The organism is Pantoea sp. S62 (assembly GCF_016658625.1).
GTDB classification, from domain to species: domain Bacteria; phylum Pseudomonadota; class Gammaproteobacteria; order Enterobacterales; family Enterobacteriaceae; genus Pantoea; species Pantoea vagans.
Genome location: NZ_JACVVI010000002.1, coordinates 322788 through 339134, shown reverse-complemented (window position 1 = coordinate 339134; position 16347 = coordinate 322788). Strand labels below are relative to the sequence as shown.

The following is a 16347-nucleotide window of genomic DNA, read 5'->3' as shown; positions in this document are numbered from 1 at the left end:
GACAATCACAGGGGCGCACTTTACGAAATTTCTCACTGACGTGCATCGGTAATTGACGATAAAAAGCTGACCCTGTCTGAAAAAACAGGGTCATATAGGCAGGTTACAGATTAATTACAGAGGCTGAAATAAAAGCCGATCAGGCGCCGAGCTGGCTCATCGGGATATGGAACAGCGTTGAGAAATTTTGCGTGGTGGCGGCAGCCAGCGTTTCCACATCGACACCTTTCAGTACCGCCAGGTAATCGGCAACATCGCGCGTATAAGCAGGCTGATTCTCTTTGCCACGATACGGCACGGGTGCCAGATAAGGTGAATCCGTTTCCACCAGCATCCGGTCCAGCGGCACATAACGCGCAGCTTCGCGTAGCTGTTCAGCATTACGGAAGGTGACGATCCCGGAAAAGGAGATATAAAAGCCCATATCGAGCAGCTTAGCGGCGGTGGGCTGATCCTCAGTGAAACAGTGCAGCACGCCGCCGCAGCGCTCAACCTGCTCTTCACGCAGAATCGCCAGCGTATCTTCGCGCGCATCACGGGTGTGGACGATGATCGGCTTATTCAGCGCGATCCCGGTTCGGATATGTTCCCGGAATGAGCGCTGCTGCTGATCTTTGGTCTCTGGCTGATAGTGATAATCCAGCCCGGTTTCACCGAGCGCTACCACCTGAGGATCGGCAGAGAGCCGGCGAAACTCTTCAACGTCATAAGCCTCTTCCTGATTCAGCGGATGCACGCCGCAGGAGAGCGCAATATTTTTCCGCTCGCCGACCAGGCTCTTCAGGGTATGGAAACCCGGCAGCGTAGTGGCGATAGCCAGCATAAATTTCACATCACGTGCCGCCGCTTTAGCGATCACATCATCAAGGTCACGATGGTTCTTTTCATAATCCAGGCCATCGAGATGGCAATGGGAATCCACAATAAACATAATTACTCTCAGATAGGTTTAGCCGACCAGCGCAGGCTTCTGTTGGTCCGCCCAGCTCAGAAGCTGATCGGTCAGCAATAATTCGCGATTCACTGACGCCACATGCAGTAACTGCTCGCGACAGCGCATCCATGCCAGGGTACTGCTGTTGAGTGCGCAGGCTGAAAAGCATCCGGCCAGCAACTGCACCACATCCTGGCGGTCAATATTACTCAGCCACTGACCTGCATTTTGCTGCCATTTCATCGCATCCAGAAGCAAAGAGAGCAGCCAGCCGATACGTGCTGCCGCATCGTCAGCATTCAGCGCAGGTAACAGTTGCAGGATGTCCTGCTGCAATGCCGCGGGCAGCGCATCGCAGAGCTTTTGCCGCGTCTGCCACGGCCCGTTTTCCAGCAGGCTCAGCGCCGCCCCCGGCGCGCCGGCGCTCAGGCGTAGCGCCGCCAGCAGCATCTGTTCATCGTGCGAGGACTGCTTCTTCAGCCAGAGCAGGCTTTGTCCTTCATCGGGCGGCGTCAGATGCAGCGTCATGCAGCGACTGCGCAGTGTGGCCAGCAGACGTGACGGATCGCGGCTGCTGAGGAAGAACCAGCTGTTGGCTGGCGGCTCTTCCAGCGTTTTCAGCAGGGCGTTAGCGGCCGCTTCCGAAAGCTGTGCAGCATCCGGCAGCCAGACCACTTTCGCGCCGCCCTGTTGGCCAAAGTGATACATTTTTTCTGTCACCTGCCGCACCGCATCGATGCCCAGGGTACTTTTGCCCTTCTCCGCCTCTAACCGATACCAGTCAGGGTGAGTATTAGCCTGCATCAGCTGGCAACCGTGGCACGATCCACAACTTTTCAGTCCATCCGGCTGCTGGCACATCAGCCAGCGGCTCATCCCCCAGACCAGCGCGTCATCGCCCATGCCAGCCATCGCCTGGATCAACAGCGCATGATGCGCGCGATTCTCCTGATGCTGGCCAATCACCTGGCGATAAGGCTGATTCAGCCACGGATACCAGTTCATCACGCCTGCTCCGCCAGCCAGCTCGCCAGCGCCACCTGAAGTGACGCTGTCACCTCGGTCAGCGACTGAGTGGCGTCGATGATCAGGATAGTGGAATCTTCTGCAGCAAGGGCCAGATAGCGCGCTCGGGTACGTTCAAAGAAGCGCAGCGACTCCTGCTCAATACGATCCAGCTCACCGCGCGCACGGGCGCGCTGCAGACCGATCTCAGGCGTGACATCAAGATAGAGCGTCAGATCGGGACGAAAATCGCCTAATACCGCATCGCGCAGCGTCTGCATCAGTCCGCTGTCAAGACCCCGACCGCCACCCTGATAAGCCTGCGAGGAGAGATCGTGACGATCGCCGATTACCCAGGCACCGCGAGCCAGCGCCGGTTTTATTACGGTCTCTACCAGCTGAACCCGCGCTGCATAGAGCATCAGCAGTTCGGCTTTATCCGTCACCTGCTCACCTTCAATACCCTGCTTAACCAAAACCCGAAGCTGTTCTGCCAGCGGCGTACCGCCAGGCTCGCGAGTAAAGACCAGATCACTGATACCACGGGCATGCAGTGTAGCGACAATGGCGTCGCGCGCGGTGGTTTTTCCGGCGCCTTCCAGGCCTTCAATGACGATAAACTTACTGTTCATTTTTTTCCTTCAGCGTCTGCCGGTAGACCTGCACCGCCTTGTTATGGCTGGCGAGGTTGGTGGTAAACGTATGTCCGCCCTTGCCGTCTGCAACAAAGTAGAGATAGTTCGTTTTCTCGGGATGGGCCGCTGCCTGCAATGAGGCTTTGCCCGGCATCGCGATCGGTCCAGGCGGCAGGCCATTAATAATATAGGTATTGTACGCGCTGGCCGTCTCAAGATCTTTGCGGGTCAGTGTACCGTTGTAGCTGTCACCCATGCCATAGATCACCGTGGGATCGGTCTGCAAACGCATACCTGTGCGCAGGCGATTAATAAACACCGATGCCACGCGCGCGCGCTCTTCGCTGACGCCGGTCTCTTTCTCGATGATCGAGGCCATGGTCACCAGATCCTGTGGCGTTTTGTAAGGCAGATTATCCGCCCGTCCCTGCCACACCTCATCGATGGTTTTCTTCATCCGATCATGCGCACGTTGCAGCAGCGCCATATCAGTCGTATTGGCGGTGTAGAGATACGTGTCCGGAAAGAAGTTGCCCTCCAGTTGCTCTGGCTCCACGTTGAGTGCGCTGGCAAGGGTGGCGAACTGATCATCTTTCAGAGTGTGGCGGATATAGGGCGCTTTACGCAGCTCGCTGAGCCACTCTTTCAGCCTCTGCCCCTCCACAAACCGCACAGGGAACTGCGCCTCTTTACCACTGGCCAGCAGCTGTAACAGCGCGCGCACGGTCATGGTCGGTTCAAGGCGATAGGTGCCCGCCTTAAAGGTCGCCAGCTCCGGCTCCAGGCGCAGCAGCGCGCCAAACCAGATACTGCGCGGAATGATGTTTTTCTCTTCCAGCTGCGCCTGGAGTGCGACCCGGCCTGTACCGGCTGGCAATGTGTAGATAGTTTCCTGATTAATGGTCAACGGGGTGGCCGCGAACTGCTTAACCTGCCAGTAACTCAGCACAGCCGCGAGACCCACAATCGCCAGCAGGCTGACGAGAATTTTTTTGCTTCGAATCATGATGCATCCATTATCTTTTTACAGCTAGCGTGCAACTGATTAAACAGCGAGCGCTCAGTAAATTGTACGGCTTCTATCTGTCGGACCGGCAGAACCGGCATCAGCGCGTTACATATCACCACTTCATCAGCATCCAGCAGCTGTGCCGGTTCGCTTTTTATCACCTGACAAGCGTGACCTGCTGCTGCAAGTTGCGCCATCAGACTTCGCCGCATAATGCCGTCCACGCCTGACGCGGATACATCAGGCGTAAAAATTTGTCTGTCCTGCCGCCAGAATAAATTGGCCGCACAGCATTCCACCACCCAACCTTCAGTGTCAAGCACCAGCGCCTCGTCAGCGTCTGTCTGGTCAAGATGAGCCCGAATCATCACCTGCTCCAGACGGTTAAGGTGCTTGATACCGGCAAACTGCGGGTTTCGCGCCAGACGAACCGGACTCAGCCGGAGTGAAGCACCATGCTGCTGTAACCCGGCGTAGTGTTGCGGCCAGGGCGCTAATGAGACGATGCGCGTGGGTTCACCACAGCCCAGGCGGCTATAACCCCGTCCGCCGCTGCCCGCGCTGATGATGACTTTCAGCACTGCCTGCGCCTGCTCCTGTGCGGCCTGTCTCATCTCAGCCTCCAGCTGATCCCAGTCGACGCCGCCGATCCATAACCGCTCGCAGCCTGCTTTAAGGCGCAGCAGATGGCTCTCCAGCAGCAGGATTTTACCCTGAAGGACAGCGGCGGTGGTAAAGCAGCCATCGCCGAACTGCATGCCGCGGTCGCTGGCAGCCAGCGTCGATTGTTTGACTCCGTTAATCCACATCGTTCTCTCCTGAGCGTGAGACGTGATTTCAGCGCATTTTGCAGGATAAAAAAAGGCCCGCATCGCGGGCCTTTTTAGCAATCTGCAACGATTACACTTTACGGAAGATCAACGAACCGTTGGTTCCGCCGAAACCGAAGGAGTTACACAGCGTGTACTCCAGTCCAGGAACCTGACGCGCGGTGTGCGGCACGAAGTCGAGATCGCAGCCCTCATCCGGATTGTCCAGGTTAATGGTCGGTGGAACGGCCTGGTCGCGCAGTGCCAGAATCGAGTAAATCGATTCTACCGCACCTGCGGCACCCAGTAAGTGTCCGGTCATTGATTTGGTTGAGCTGACCATGACGCTGCTGGCTGCTGCCCCAAAGACCGATTTCACCGCCTGCGCTTCAGCTTTATCACCGGCTGGCGTGGAGGTGCCGTGTGCGTTGACATAGCCGATCTGCTCTGGCGTAAGCTGAGCATCACGCAGCGCATTGATCATTGCCGCCGCTGCACCCGAACCATCTTCTGGTGGTGACGTCATGTGGTAGGCATCGCTGCTCATACCGAAACCTACGATTTCTGCGTAGATTTTCGCACCACGTTTCTTCGCATGTTCGTACTCTTCGAGCACCACAATGCCAGCGCCGTCACCCAGCACAAAACCATCACGATCTTTATCCCACGGGCGGCTGGCCGCTTGCGGGTTGTCGTTACGCGTCGAGAGGGCGCGTGCTGCACCAAAACCACCGACGCCTAATGGCGTGCTGGCTTTCTCTGTGCCACCCGCCAGCATCACGTCAGCATCGTTATAGGCGATGATACGTGCGGCATGACCGATGTTATGCACACCAGAGGTACAGGCTGTCGCGATAGAGATGCTTGGACCTTTCAGGCCATACATGATGCTGAGATGACCCGCCACCATGTTAACGATGGTTGAAGGCACAAAGAATGGGCTGATTTTACGCGGGCCGCCGTTGACCAGTGAGGTATGATTCTCTTCAATCAGACCTAAGCCACCGATGCCGGAGCCAATTGCTGCGCCCATACGGCTTGCATTTTCATCGGTAATAACCAGACCGCTGTCCTGCATGGCCTGCATACCGGCCACAATGCCGTACTGGATGAAGGCATCCATCTTGCGCTGATCTTTGCGCGAGATGTAGTCATCACAATTAAAATCTCTTACCAGACCTGCAAAACGGGTTGCATAAGCACTGGTATCAAAATGGTCGATCAGGGTAATGCCGCTCTGACCGGCAAGGAGAGCACTCCAGGTAGACTCTACGGTATTGCCGACAGGAGACAACATGCCAAGACCAGTCACAACTACACGACGCTTAGACACGTTCGTCCTCCAGGGAGGGGAAATAGGGAACTATGTGGGACAAACAAAAAAATCAGGCGGTCGAGCGACCGCCTGAAGATATTCATTAGCCTTTATGGCTATTGATGTAGTCGATCGCTGCCTGAACGGTAGTGATTTTCTCAGCTTCTTCGTCTGGAATCTCAGTATCAAACTCTTCTTCCAGAGCCATCACCAGCTCAACGGTATCAAGAGAATCGGCACCCAGGTCTTCTACGAAAGATGCAGAGTTGGTGACTTCTTCCTCTTTCACACCCAGCTGCTCACTGATGATTTTCTTAACGCGTTGTTCGATATCGCTCATACTATTTAATTTCCTATCAAAACTCGCTTACGCGATGGTTTTCGTAGTGTATAAAATGGTGAAAAAGATGCAACAAAATCCCGGCTGGTCGAACCACGATTTTGCGTTATTTTGCGGTTTTAACCGCAAATAAAGCAAATGATTTCGTGATTTATCAGACCATGTACATTCCGCCATTGACGTGCAGCGTTTCACCTGTGATGTAGGCTGCTTCGTCAGAGGCTAAAAATGCCACAGCATTGGCGATTTCCTGTGCGTCGCCTAAGCGACCCGCAGGGACTTCCGCCAAAATACCGGAACGTTGATCTTCGTTCAGTGCCCGCGTCATGTCAGTCTCAATAAAGCCTGGAGCCACGACGTTGACGGTAATGCCACGTGACGCGATTTCGCGCGCCAGTGATTTGCTAAAGCCAATCAAACCCGCTTTTGCTGCTGCGTAGTTTGCCTGGCCCGCGTTACCCATGGTGCCAACAACGGAACCAATGGTGATGATACGGCCCACGCGTTTTTTCATCATGGCACGCAGGACCGCCTTAGAAAGGCGGAATACCGATGTGAGGTTAGTATCCAGGATATCCTGCCACTCATCGTCCTTCATGCGCATGAGAAGATTATCACGCGTAATGCCTGCATTATTGACTAAAATATCCACTTCGCCAAATTCAGCGCGAATATTCTCTAAAACGCTGTTAATTGAATCAGCATCAGTCACGTTCAGTAACAGGCCTTTACCCTTGTCGCCAAGGTAAGCACTGATGGCGTCGGCGCCACTCTGGCTGGTTGCAGTTCCTACCACTTTGGCACCACGTGCCGCCAGGGTTTCTGCAATCGCACGACCAATGCCGCGACTCGCGCCGGTAACCAGCGCAACTTTACCTTCAAAGCTCATGATTTTCCTCTTATTCCTTACCGAGTGCAGCCGCCAGGGATGCCGTATCGTTAACGGCAGCCGCTGTCAGGGTATCGACAATACGTTTGGTCAGACCGGTCAGGACTTTACCTGGACCCATCTCCAGCAGCTGTGTCACGCCCTGTGCCGCCATCGCTTCCACGCTCTCGGTCCAGCGAACCGGGCTGTAGAGCTGACGAACCAGCGCATGACGGATGGCCGCAGCGTCAGTTTCGGCTTTCACATCGACGTTATTGATCACCGGCACCGCTGGTGCATTAAACGTAATGCTCTCCAGCGCAACCGCCAGTTTATCAGCGGCAGGCTTCATCAGTGCACAGTGAGAAGGCACGCTGACCGGCAGTGGCAGAGCACGCTTAGCGCCCGCAGCTTTACAGGCAGCGCCTGCACGCTCAACGGCTTCTTTGTTACCCGCAATAACCACCTGGCCTGGCGAGTTGAAGTTAACCGGTGAGACAACCTGGCCCTGCGCGCTCTCTTCACAGGCTTTGCGAATAGCCGCGTCATCCAGGCCAATAATCGCCTGCATTGCGCCGGTGCCTTCTGGCACCGCTTCCTGCATCAGTTTGCCACGCAGTTCAACCAGCTTCACGGCATCCGCAAAGTTAAGCACACCCGCACAAACCAGCGCCGAATATTCGCCCAGGCTGTGACCCGCCATCAGGACAGGCTGTTCACCGCCCTGCTGCTGCCAGACACGGTAGATGGCCACAGAGGCAGCTAACAGCGCAGGCTGAGTCTGCCAGGTTTTGTTCAGCTCTTCAGCCGGACCCTGACTCACTAACTGCCACAGGTCATAACCCAGCGCGTCAGAGGCTTCACGGAAGGTCTCTTCTACCAGCGGATAGGTTGCTGCTAATTCAGTCAGCATGCCCACGGTCTGTGAACCCTGACCTGGAAAAACAAATGCAAATTGCGTCATCTTCTGTTCCTGTCAATCAAAAGCGAACCAGCGCAGAACCCCAGGTGAATCCACCACCAAAGGCTTCCAGCAGAATAAGGTGTCCGGGTTTGATGCGGCCATCACGAACCGCTTCATCCAGTGCGCTTGGCACCGATGCAGCAGAGGTATTGCCATGGCGATCCAGTGTGACGACCACTTTGTCCATGGTCATACCGAGTTTTTTCGCGGTAGCGCTGATAATGCGCAGGTTTGCCTGATGCGGAACCAGCCAGTCCAGCATTTCACGATCGAGATTATTAGCCTGCAGCGTTTCATCAACGATGTGGGCCAGTTCGGTGACGGCGACCTTGAAGACTTCGTTACCTGCCATGGTGACATAGGCGGGCTGATCCTGATGGGCACGATCCTGATAAGGCAGCGTCAGAAGCTGCGCATAGCGACCATCAGCATGAAGATGGGTAGAGATAATCCCCTGCTCTTCACTCTGGCCCAGCACGACCGCACCCGCGCCATCACCAAACAGGATGATGGTGCCGCGATCTTCCGGATCCAGCGCGCGCGCCAGGACATCAGCGCCGATAACCAGAGCATGCTTAACTGCGCCATTTTTGATGTATTGATCGGCTACGCTCAGTGCATAGGTGAAACCCGCACAGGCGGCAGCAAGGTCAAATGCCGCGCAATCTTTAATCTCCAGCATTTGCTGGATCATGCAGGCGGAGCTGGGGAAAGCATGGCTGGACGAGGTCGTGGCGACAATAATCAGCCCAACATCGTTCGGCTCAATGCCTGCCATTTCAAGCGCGCGTTGCGCCGCGCTGAATCCCATGGTGGCGACGGTTTCGTCAGGCGCAGCAATGCGACGCTCACGGATGCCGGTACGGGTAACAATCCACTCGTCCGACGTCTCCACCATTTTTTCCAGATCGGCATTGGTGCGAACCTGGCTGGGCAGATAACTGCCCGTACCGATAATTTTGGTATACATCTAGGCTTTGTCACTCCTGGCTAATACAGCATCAAGGCGCGCAGCAATTCGCTCGGGAATTTGCTGCCTCACCGCCTGCTCTGCCTGTTCTATCGCCACGGCGAAGGCGTGTTGATTTGCTGCGCCGTGACTCTTGATCACTGTTCCGCGCAATCCTAACAGACAAGCGCCATTGTACTGGTCAGGGTTGAGTTGCCCGAAGCGTTTCGCCAGACGTTTCTGGATTAAGCGCCCCAGCAACTGAAGCCACCATGACCGTTTTTTACCTTCCCCTGATGACTTCAGCAGAGAAAGAAACATTCTTACCACGCCTTCCATCGTCTTCAGCGTGACGTTTCCGACAAAACCGTCACAGACCATTACATCCGTTTTGCCGGTGAGCAGCTCGTTACCTTCGAGGTAACCAATATAGTTGATTTGCGGTGATTCTCGCAGCACTACTGCGGCATCGCGGATGGTTTCCAGCCCTTTGGTCTCTTCATGACCAATGTTGAGCAACGCGACACGGGGCCGTGGAATACCAAGCACATGCTCAGCCATCACCGACCCCATCACAGCAAACTGCACCAGCATCGCACTGTCTGAGCCCACATTCGCACCCAGATCCAGCACCACGGTTTTACCCTGTTGCTGATGCGGTAAAACGGACATCAGCGCCGGACGCTTAATTCCATCCAGCGGTTTTAATAAGAGTGTCGACAGCCCCATCAGCGCACCGGTATTGCCGGCGCTGATGCAGGCCTCTGCACGTCCCTCTTTCACCATCTCCAGTGCCACGCGCATTGAACTGCCGCGACTGTTCCGGATGGCCTGAGCGGGCCGCGCATCACTTGCAATAACCGATTCGGCAGGGATCACCTGCAAACGCCCCGTCAGGGAGGAATCCGCTTTGGCAAGCAATGGCGTGAGAGTGTCGGGATGTCCGACCAGAAGAAGGAATAGTTCCGAATGAGAGGCCAGTGCCTGCAATGCTGCAGGCACTGTCACGCAGGGACCGAAGTCCCCGCCCATGGCATCAATCGCCAGGGTCAAACGTGTCAAGGTATCGCCTTGCTAAGCAAGAAACTTACTTAACGATAACCTTGCGACCGCGGTAGTAACCGTCCGCAGTGATGTGGTGACGCAGATGAGTTTCGCCAGAAACTTTATCTACTGACAGAGCAGCAGTGGTCAGCGCATCGTGTGAACGACGCATACCACGCTTAGAACGGGTGGGTTTATTCTGTTGTACGGCCATGGACCTTACTCCTATTACTTACGCTTTAAACTGGCTAATACGGCAAATGGATTTGGTTTCTCCGCCTCTGCAGGCAGTTTGCCAAAGACCATGTCCGCCTCGGACACTTCACAGTGTTCAGAATCGTGCACCGGAACGACCGGCAGCGCGAGAATCAGTTCATCCTCGACAACCGCCAGCAGATCGATTTCACCAAACTCGTTGACATCGACCGGCTCGTACGCTTCCGGTAATGCTTCGGCCTGCTCTTCAGAAGAGACAGGGCTGAAGCAATAACTCACTTTTACGTGATGGGGAAAGGTCTGGTTGCAGCGCTGACAACGTAACGTCACCTGTACTTCAGCAGTACCCGTCAGTACCGCCAGACGTTGGTTATCAACCGCAAACGACATGGCACAATCCACATCACTGTCCACACTAACGACCGACTCGGCCACACGCTCCACCTGAACAGATGTGTAGACACCTTGATAATCAAGGCGCTTCTGAGCGGTGCGGACAGGGTCCAGCGTTAGGGGTAATTTTACCTTTTGCATAGGGCGCGCATATTAACTTTGTAATGTCATAGAGTCAAAGAAAAAGGCCGTTAAACAGCATCTTTCAACCACTATTCGCATCCAGTGCGGCGCACAGTTTAAAATGACTGTCACCAATTCGCTATCACTATTGAAAAAAAATGACGCCATCGATTCTTTTAGCTTCAACCTCGCCCTTCCGGCAGGCATTACTGCGTAAGCTGGGCCTGCCTTTTATTACCGCTGCGCCTGAGGTAGATGAGTCACCGCAGCCCGGTGAAAATGCCGAAGCACTGGTGATTCGTCTTGCCGTGGCGAAAGCGCAGGCGCTGGCTGGAACCTATCCCCGCCACTGGATAATCGGCTCAGATCAGGTCTGCGTGCTGGATGGCGCGATCGCCGGTAAACCACACACGGCTGAGAATGCGCGGGCGCAACTGCGTGCCGCCAGCGGTCAGGCGATTACCTTTTACACCGGACTGGCGCTGTTTCATCCGGCCAGTGGCAGGCTGCTGCAGTGTTGCGAACCCTTCGTGGTGCATTTCCGCACCTTGACCGACGCTGAAATCGCCGGATATGTGGAAAAGGAGCAGCCGCTGCAGTGTGCAGGCAGTTTTAAAAGTGAAGGTCTGGGAATTTGTCTGTTTGACCGGCTGGAGGGGCGCGATCCTAATACGCTGGTCGGGCTGCCGCTGATTGCACTCAACGGGATGTTGCAGCAGGCCGGCATCAATCCTTTAACGGAGTGATGCCGGGGAACCGTTATGCTTTCAGCTGACGCAGCTTATTCAGGCACTGCTTCAGGCCCTCATCCAGCGGCGCTTCGACACGCATGACTTCGCCAGTACCGGGATGGGTAAAGGTCAGTGCCGCCGCGTGCAGGAACAGACGTTTCAGACCGGTTGACGCCAGCTGACTGTCAAAGTCACGTTCGCCATAGCGATCGTCGAAGGCGATGGGATGGCCAGCATGCAGCGTATGTACACGAATCTGGTGGGTGCGTCCGGTGACCGGACTGGCTTTCACCAGTGTGGCAAACTCAAACCGCTCTTCCACTTTAAAGCGGGTTTCAGAGGCTTTACCTTCGCTGCTGACGCGCACGACACGCTCACCACTCTGGAGGATATTTTTCAGCAGAGGAGCCTGAACGACCTTCAGATGCGAGGGCCAGTTGCCGCGTACCAGGGCCAGATAATCTTTCTGCATCCCCTTTTCACGCAGTTGCTCGTGCAGGGAACGCAGCGCCGAGCGTTTTTTTGCCACCAGCAGAATGCCCGAGGTGTCACGATCCAGGCGATGCACCAGTTCCAGGAAGCGCGCTTCCGGGCGCAGCGCACGCAGCCCTTCAATCACCCCGAAACTGAGTCCGCTGCCACCATGCACGGCCGTGCCGGACGGCTTGTTCATCACCAGCAGCGACTCATCCTCAAAGAGAATAGCGTCCGCCAGCGAAGCGACCTTCGCCAGCTTAGGTGATACGGCGTCTTCATCGCGCTCCGCGACCCGGACCGGCGGAATGCGAACCTCATCCCCCTCCTCCAGCTTGTACTCAGGCTTGACGCGCTTTTTATTCACCCGCACCTCACCCTTGCGTACGATGCGATAAATCATGCTCTTTGGCACACCCTTGAGCTGGGTGCGCAAAAAGTTATCAATACGTTGTCCGGCATTTTCAGCCGTGATGGCGACAAAATGTACGCCGGGATTCTCTGTTTTCATGGCGGCGATTCTAAATAGTGTCCCCTGATAGCGCCACCCCTTTTTCTGTGCTTAACTCTGGGGTTGATGTGATGGCAGGTCGCTTCTCTGCTGGCTTTTTCAGCAAACCGCTGCTTTGTCCGACACATTAGCAAGTTAAATGTAAAGAAACTTCACAAGCTGGCTAAAGTCGCCTTGCTATATGAAGGTTAGCAATGGAATAATGCCTGAGTTTCTTAACTGAAGCATTTCAGAGCAGAAACCGAGCGAAATTGTCATTTTGCCGGATTGAGCAGACACGCAGCAATGGCGTAAGACGTAATGCGAAATCAGGCACTTAGCGGGCTGCGGGTTGCGGCCTGGACAACAGTATGGGATGCACGGGTTTTCATTATTCTCTCAGGCATTTCCACTATCTGGTGCTGTTTTCCCTTATGAAAAACAGGCCACCGACGTTATTTGCGCCCCTCGCGCGGTCGACAGCCGTGAGGCTGACGACATTGCACTAAGTCACGGGGCCATCGGTTGATACTCGTCCAGGGTAACTATGCCCGCAGCTGTAATCACTCATGAAAGAATAACGAGTAAGTCACGATGAAAAGAATGTTAATAAACGCAACTCAGCAGGAGGAGTTGCGCGTTGCCCTGGTTGACGGTCAGCGTCTGTACGATCTGGATATCGAAAGTCCTGGACACGAACAGAAAAAAGCCAACATCTACAAAGGTAAAATCACTCGCATTGAACCCAGCCTTGAAGCTGCGTTTGTCGATTATGGCGCAGAGCGTCACGGTTTCCTCCCGTTAAAAGAAATTTCCCGCGAATATTTCCCCTCCAGCTATAACGCACATGGTCGTCCGAATATTAAAGACGTGCTGCGTGAAGGCCAGGAAGTCATTGTTCAGATTGATAAAGAAGAACGCGGCAACAAAGGCGCTGCGCTGACAACCTTTATCTCTCTGGCGGGCAGCTACCTGGTACTGATGCCGAATAACCCACGTGCAGGCGGTATCTCTCGCCGCATCGAAGGTGACGATCGTACCGAACTGAAAGAAGCCCTGTCAGCGCTGGATCTGCCGGAAGGCATGGGCCTGATTGTGCGCACTGCCGGCGTCGGTAAATCTGCCGAGTCGCTGCAGTGGGACTTAAGCTTCCGTCTCAAACACTGGGAAGCGATTAAGAAAGCCGCTGAAAACCGCCCTGCTCCGTTCCTGATCCATCAGGAGAGCAACGTGATTGTGCGTGCCTTCCGCGACTATCTGCGTCAGGACATCGGTGAAATCCTTATCGATAACCCGAAAGTGCTGGAACTCGCGCGTCAGCATATCGCGGCACTGGGTCGTCCGGACTTCAGCAGCAAAATTAAGCTCTACACCGGTGAAATCCCGCTGTTCAGCCACTATCAGATAGAATCGCAAATCGAATCCGCCTTCCAGCGTGAAGTCCGCCTGCCTTCCGGTGGTTCGATTGTGATCGACAGTACTGAAGCGCTGACCGCTATCGATATCAACTCAGCTCGCGCCACGCGTGGCGGTGACATCGAAGAGACGGCCTTCAACACCAACCTTGAAGCGGCCGATGAGATTGCCCGTCAGCTGCGCCTGCGTGACCTGGGCGGCCTGATCGTTATCGATTACATCGATATGACGCCGGTACGCCATCAGCGCGCCGTTGAGAACCGTCTGCGTGAAGCTGTCCGTCAGGACCGCGCCCGTATTCAGATTAGCCACATTTCACGTTTCGGCCTGCTGGAGATGTCCCGTCAGCGTCTGAGCCCGTCATTAGGTGAATCCAGTCATCACGTCTGCCCACGCTGTAGTGGCACCGGCACCATCCGTGATAACGAGTCACTGGCGCTGTCCATTCTGCGTCTGATTGAAGAAGAAGCGCTGAAAGACAACACCAAAGAAGTTCACGCCATTGTTCCGGTTCAGGTTGCTTCTTACCTGCTGAATGAAAAACGTGAAGCGGTTAATGCGATCGAAAAACGCCAGGGTGGCGTGCGGGCAATCATCGTTCCTGATGACAAGATGCAGACCCCGCACTACTCCGTGCTGCGCGTACGTAAAGGCGAAGAGACGCAGACCCTGAGTTATCATCTGCCGAAGCTGCATGAAGCCGAAATGGCGATGCCATCGGAAGAGGAACATGCTGAGCGCCGTCGTCCTGAGCAGCCTGCTCTGGCCGCCTTTGTGATGCCTGATGCGCCTCCTGCGCCGGTAGAAGTTGAGCCTGAAGTGAAGCGCACTGAAGCTCAGCCAGCAGCAAAATCAGCCCCGGCTGTTGCTGCTCCAGCGACCGTCAGCACCGGTTTCTTCGGGCGTCTGCTTGGCGGCCTGAAAAAAATGTTGGCTGGCGAAGAAGCGCCTGCTGCTGCACCAGTGGCCACTGAGGTTGCTGAACCGCAGAAAGCGACTGAAGAGCAGGAAAGCAACAGTGGTCGTGGCGAGCGCCGCAGCAACAATAACAACCGTCGTAACAACAATCGCCGTGAACGTACGCCGCGTAACGGTGACAATGCACAGTCCCGTGAAGGCCGTGAACCACGCGAAAGTCGCGAGCCGCGTGAAAGCCGTGAACCGCGCGAAAGTCGTGAGCCACGTGAAAGCCGCGAGCCGCGCGATGGCAACGACAACCGTCGCAACAAGCGTCAGTCTCAGACGGGTGAAGTGCGCGAAGAGCGTCCGGCACTGAGCGAAGAAGCGCGTCAGCAGCGTGATGAGCAGCAGCAACAGCGTCGTGAACAGCGTGCTGAACGTCAGCGTCGTCGTCAGGAAGAGAAACGTGCCGGTGAAGAAGCGGCCAAAGCCGCTGAGCAGCCAGCCGTCGTTGCTGAAGCCCTGGACGTCACTGAGGCGCAGGATGATGAACGCGTTCAGGTTATGCCGCGTCGTAAGCCGCGTCAGCTGAACCAGAAGGTACGTGTGGATGATAACCGTCCGCCTATGCCAGCCGAAGCCAGCGACATTGCCCAGCCTGCTGAAGTGCGTCAGTCACAGCCAGCTGACGTTGCTCAGACACAGCCTGAGTTCCAGGCTTCGCAGAGCGACGAGCAGGATGACAACGACAGCCGTGATAACGCCAATATGCCGCGTCGTTCACGTCGTTCGCCACGTCATCTGCGCGTCAGCGGACAGCGTCGTCGTCGTTACCGTGATGAGCGTTACCCGACGCAGTCAGCTATGCCTCTGGCCGCTGCCGCTGCTTCACCTGAAATGGCATCCGGCAAAGTCTGGATTCGCTATCCGGTGAGCCAGGCCAGCGAAGAGCAGGTTCAGAATGTAACGCATGAGACGCCAGCTTATAACAGCGAAGAGACCGCAGACGCGACCCCTGCGCTGCCGGTTGCTGCCGCCGTTGAATCGGTTGCTCAGGACGCGCCAGTGCACCAGGCCGAGCCGCAGGCAGAAACGCCGGTGGCGATCGTCAACACTGACGATACCCGTGCTATCGACGCCCCGGTTGATGAGCAGCCTTCTGTTGTTCCGGCTGCTGATGAAGCTAAAGCGGAAGCTGTAGCGGCTGAAGCCGTGCCTGCTGAGCCCGTCGCTGAAACGCCCGTGTCACAGCCTGCTGAGCCGGTCACCGAAACAGCGGTGGTAACGCCAGCTGCTGAGGTTTCACAGCCTGTCGACGTTGCACAGCCTGCCGACGTTGCTGAGCAGTCAGCTACTGATGTCAGCGAAGCGATCGCAGCAGAGGTGGAAGAAGTGCTGAACGCGCCGGTTGCTGCTAACGCTGAAATCGCGCCAGTCAGTGAACCTCATGCGCCGGTTGCCGCGCGTGATGTCGCGCCTGCAGCACCGGTAACGGCGGTCGAGTCTGTCTCATCAGCGCCGGCTGCTGAAGCGGTGCCAAATGACGGTACGCGCTGGAAGCACTATGCCTCTGCGCCGATGACCAAAGCGCCTGCGCCGGTCTGGCAGTCAGAACCCGCTCCGCACAGTGACTGGGTCCGTGCGCCGTATGAGTTCGACGGTCGCGGTTCTGCGGGTGGTCATAGCGCCACCCACCAGGCCACTGCCCCGGCGACAAAGCCGTAACCCATAA

The 16347-nt window shown here is 55.8% G+C and carries 16 protein-coding genes; 2 read left to right on the top strand and 14 right to left on the bottom strand.

Annotated elements, in window-relative coordinates; all coding sequences use genetic code 11:
• Positions 1 to 139 precede the first annotated feature (139 nt).
• The 13 genes from IBT54_RS04140 to yceD all read right to left on the bottom strand — a co-directional run bounded on the left by IBT54_RS04140 (position 140) and on the right by yceD (position 10622).
• Complete coding sequence (locus tag IBT54_RS04140; RefSeq protein WP_013357461.1) at positions 140 to 931, bottom strand: metal-dependent hydrolase; 792 nt, start codon at positions 929 to 931, stop codon at positions 140 to 142.
• An 18-nt stretch (positions 932 to 949) separates the two neighbouring features.
• The gene (gene holB / locus IBT54_RS04135) at positions 950 to 1939 is read right to left on the bottom strand and encodes a DNA polymerase III subunit delta' (RefSeq protein ID WP_147788390.1); all 990 of its coding nucleotides are present in this window, start codon (positions 1937 to 1939) and stop codon (positions 950 to 952) included.
• On the bottom strand, positions 1939 to 2571 hold the full coding sequence (gene tmk, locus IBT54_RS04130; protein WP_195857131.1) for a dTMP kinase: 633 nt from the start codon (positions 2569 to 2571) through the stop codon (positions 1939 to 1941). Before tmk ends, holB begins: the two co-directional genes overlap by 1 nt.
• Positions 2561 to 3580, bottom strand: coding sequence for a cell division protein YceG (gene yceG / locus IBT54_RS04125; RefSeq protein WP_201251607.1), 1020 nt, complete (start codon positions 3578 to 3580; stop codon positions 2561 to 2563). Before yceG ends, tmk begins: the two co-directional genes overlap by 11 nt.
• Positions 3577 to 4392, bottom strand: coding sequence for an aminodeoxychorismate lyase (gene pabC, locus IBT54_RS04120; protein ID WP_201251606.1), 816 nt, complete (start codon positions 4390 to 4392; stop codon positions 3577 to 3579). The genes yceG and pabC overlap by 4 nt, the downstream gene beginning before the upstream one ends.
• 91 nt (positions 4393 to 4483) lie before the next feature.
• Entirely contained in the window at positions 4484 to 5725 is a 1242-nt protein-coding gene (gene fabF, locus IBT54_RS04115; RefSeq protein WP_033782642.1) for a beta-ketoacyl-ACP synthase II, read from the bottom strand.
• A gap of 85 nt (positions 5726 to 5810) precedes the next feature.
• The gene (acpP, locus tag IBT54_RS04110) at positions 5811 to 6047 is read right to left on the bottom strand and encodes an acyl carrier protein (RefSeq protein WP_003849865.1); all 237 of its coding nucleotides are present in this window, start codon (positions 6045 to 6047) and stop codon (positions 5811 to 5813) included.
• Between the two features lie 154 nt (positions 6048 to 6201).
• The gene (fabG, locus tag IBT54_RS04105; RefSeq protein ID WP_013357455.1) at positions 6202 to 6936 is read right to left on the bottom strand and encodes a 3-oxoacyl-ACP reductase FabG; all 735 of its coding nucleotides are present in this window, start codon (positions 6934 to 6936) and stop codon (positions 6202 to 6204) included.
• A gap of 10 nt (positions 6937 to 6946) precedes the next feature.
• Positions 6947 to 7879: an ACP S-malonyltransferase gene (gene fabD / locus IBT54_RS04100; RefSeq protein WP_013357454.1), complete on the bottom strand. Its 933-nt coding sequence runs from the start codon at positions 7877 to 7879 to the stop codon at positions 6947 to 6949.
• 16 nt (positions 7880 to 7895) lie between these two features.
• The gene (locus IBT54_RS04095; RefSeq protein WP_013357453.1) at positions 7896 to 8849 is read right to left on the bottom strand and encodes a beta-ketoacyl-ACP synthase III; all 954 of its coding nucleotides are present in this window, start codon (positions 8847 to 8849) and stop codon (positions 7896 to 7898) included.
• Positions 8850 to 9890: a phosphate acyltransferase PlsX gene (gene plsX, locus IBT54_RS04090; protein ID WP_013357452.1), complete on the bottom strand. Its 1041-nt coding sequence runs from the start codon at positions 9888 to 9890 to the stop codon at positions 8850 to 8852. It abuts the gene before it with no gap.
• Positions 9891 to 9915: 25 nt separating this feature from the next.
• A complete protein-coding gene (gene rpmF, locus IBT54_RS04085) occupies positions 9916 to 10086 on the bottom strand; it encodes a 50S ribosomal protein L32 (RefSeq protein ID WP_003849870.1) in 171 nt (56 codons plus the stop codon).
• A 14-nt stretch (positions 10087 to 10100) separates the two neighbouring features.
• On the bottom strand, positions 10101 to 10622 hold the full coding sequence (gene yceD / locus IBT54_RS04080; RefSeq protein ID WP_008925931.1) for a 23S rRNA accumulation protein YceD: 522 nt from the start codon (positions 10620 to 10622) through the stop codon (positions 10101 to 10103).
• Between the two features lie 140 nt (positions 10623 to 10762).
• Between yceD and IBT54_RS04075 the strand changes: the two genes are divergently transcribed.
• A complete protein-coding gene (locus IBT54_RS04075) occupies positions 10763 to 11350 on the top strand; it encodes a nucleoside triphosphate pyrophosphatase (protein ID WP_201251605.1) in 588 nt (195 codons plus the stop codon).
• Between the two features lie 13 nt (positions 11351 to 11363).
• Here the strand turns inward: IBT54_RS04075 and rluC are convergent, their stop codons facing one another.
• The gene (gene rluC, locus IBT54_RS04070; RefSeq protein WP_033732248.1) at positions 11364 to 12320 is read right to left on the bottom strand and encodes a 23S rRNA pseudouridine(955/2504/2580) synthase RluC; all 957 of its coding nucleotides are present in this window, start codon (positions 12318 to 12320) and stop codon (positions 11364 to 11366) included.
• 573 nt (positions 12321 to 12893) lie between these two features.
• Between rluC and rne the strand changes: the two genes are divergently transcribed.
• The gene (rne, locus tag IBT54_RS04065; RefSeq protein ID WP_201251604.1) at positions 12894 to 16340 is read left to right on the top strand and encodes a ribonuclease E; all 3447 of its coding nucleotides are present in this window, start codon (positions 12894 to 12896) and stop codon (positions 16338 to 16340) included.
• Positions 16341 to 16347 lie beyond the last annotated feature (7 nt).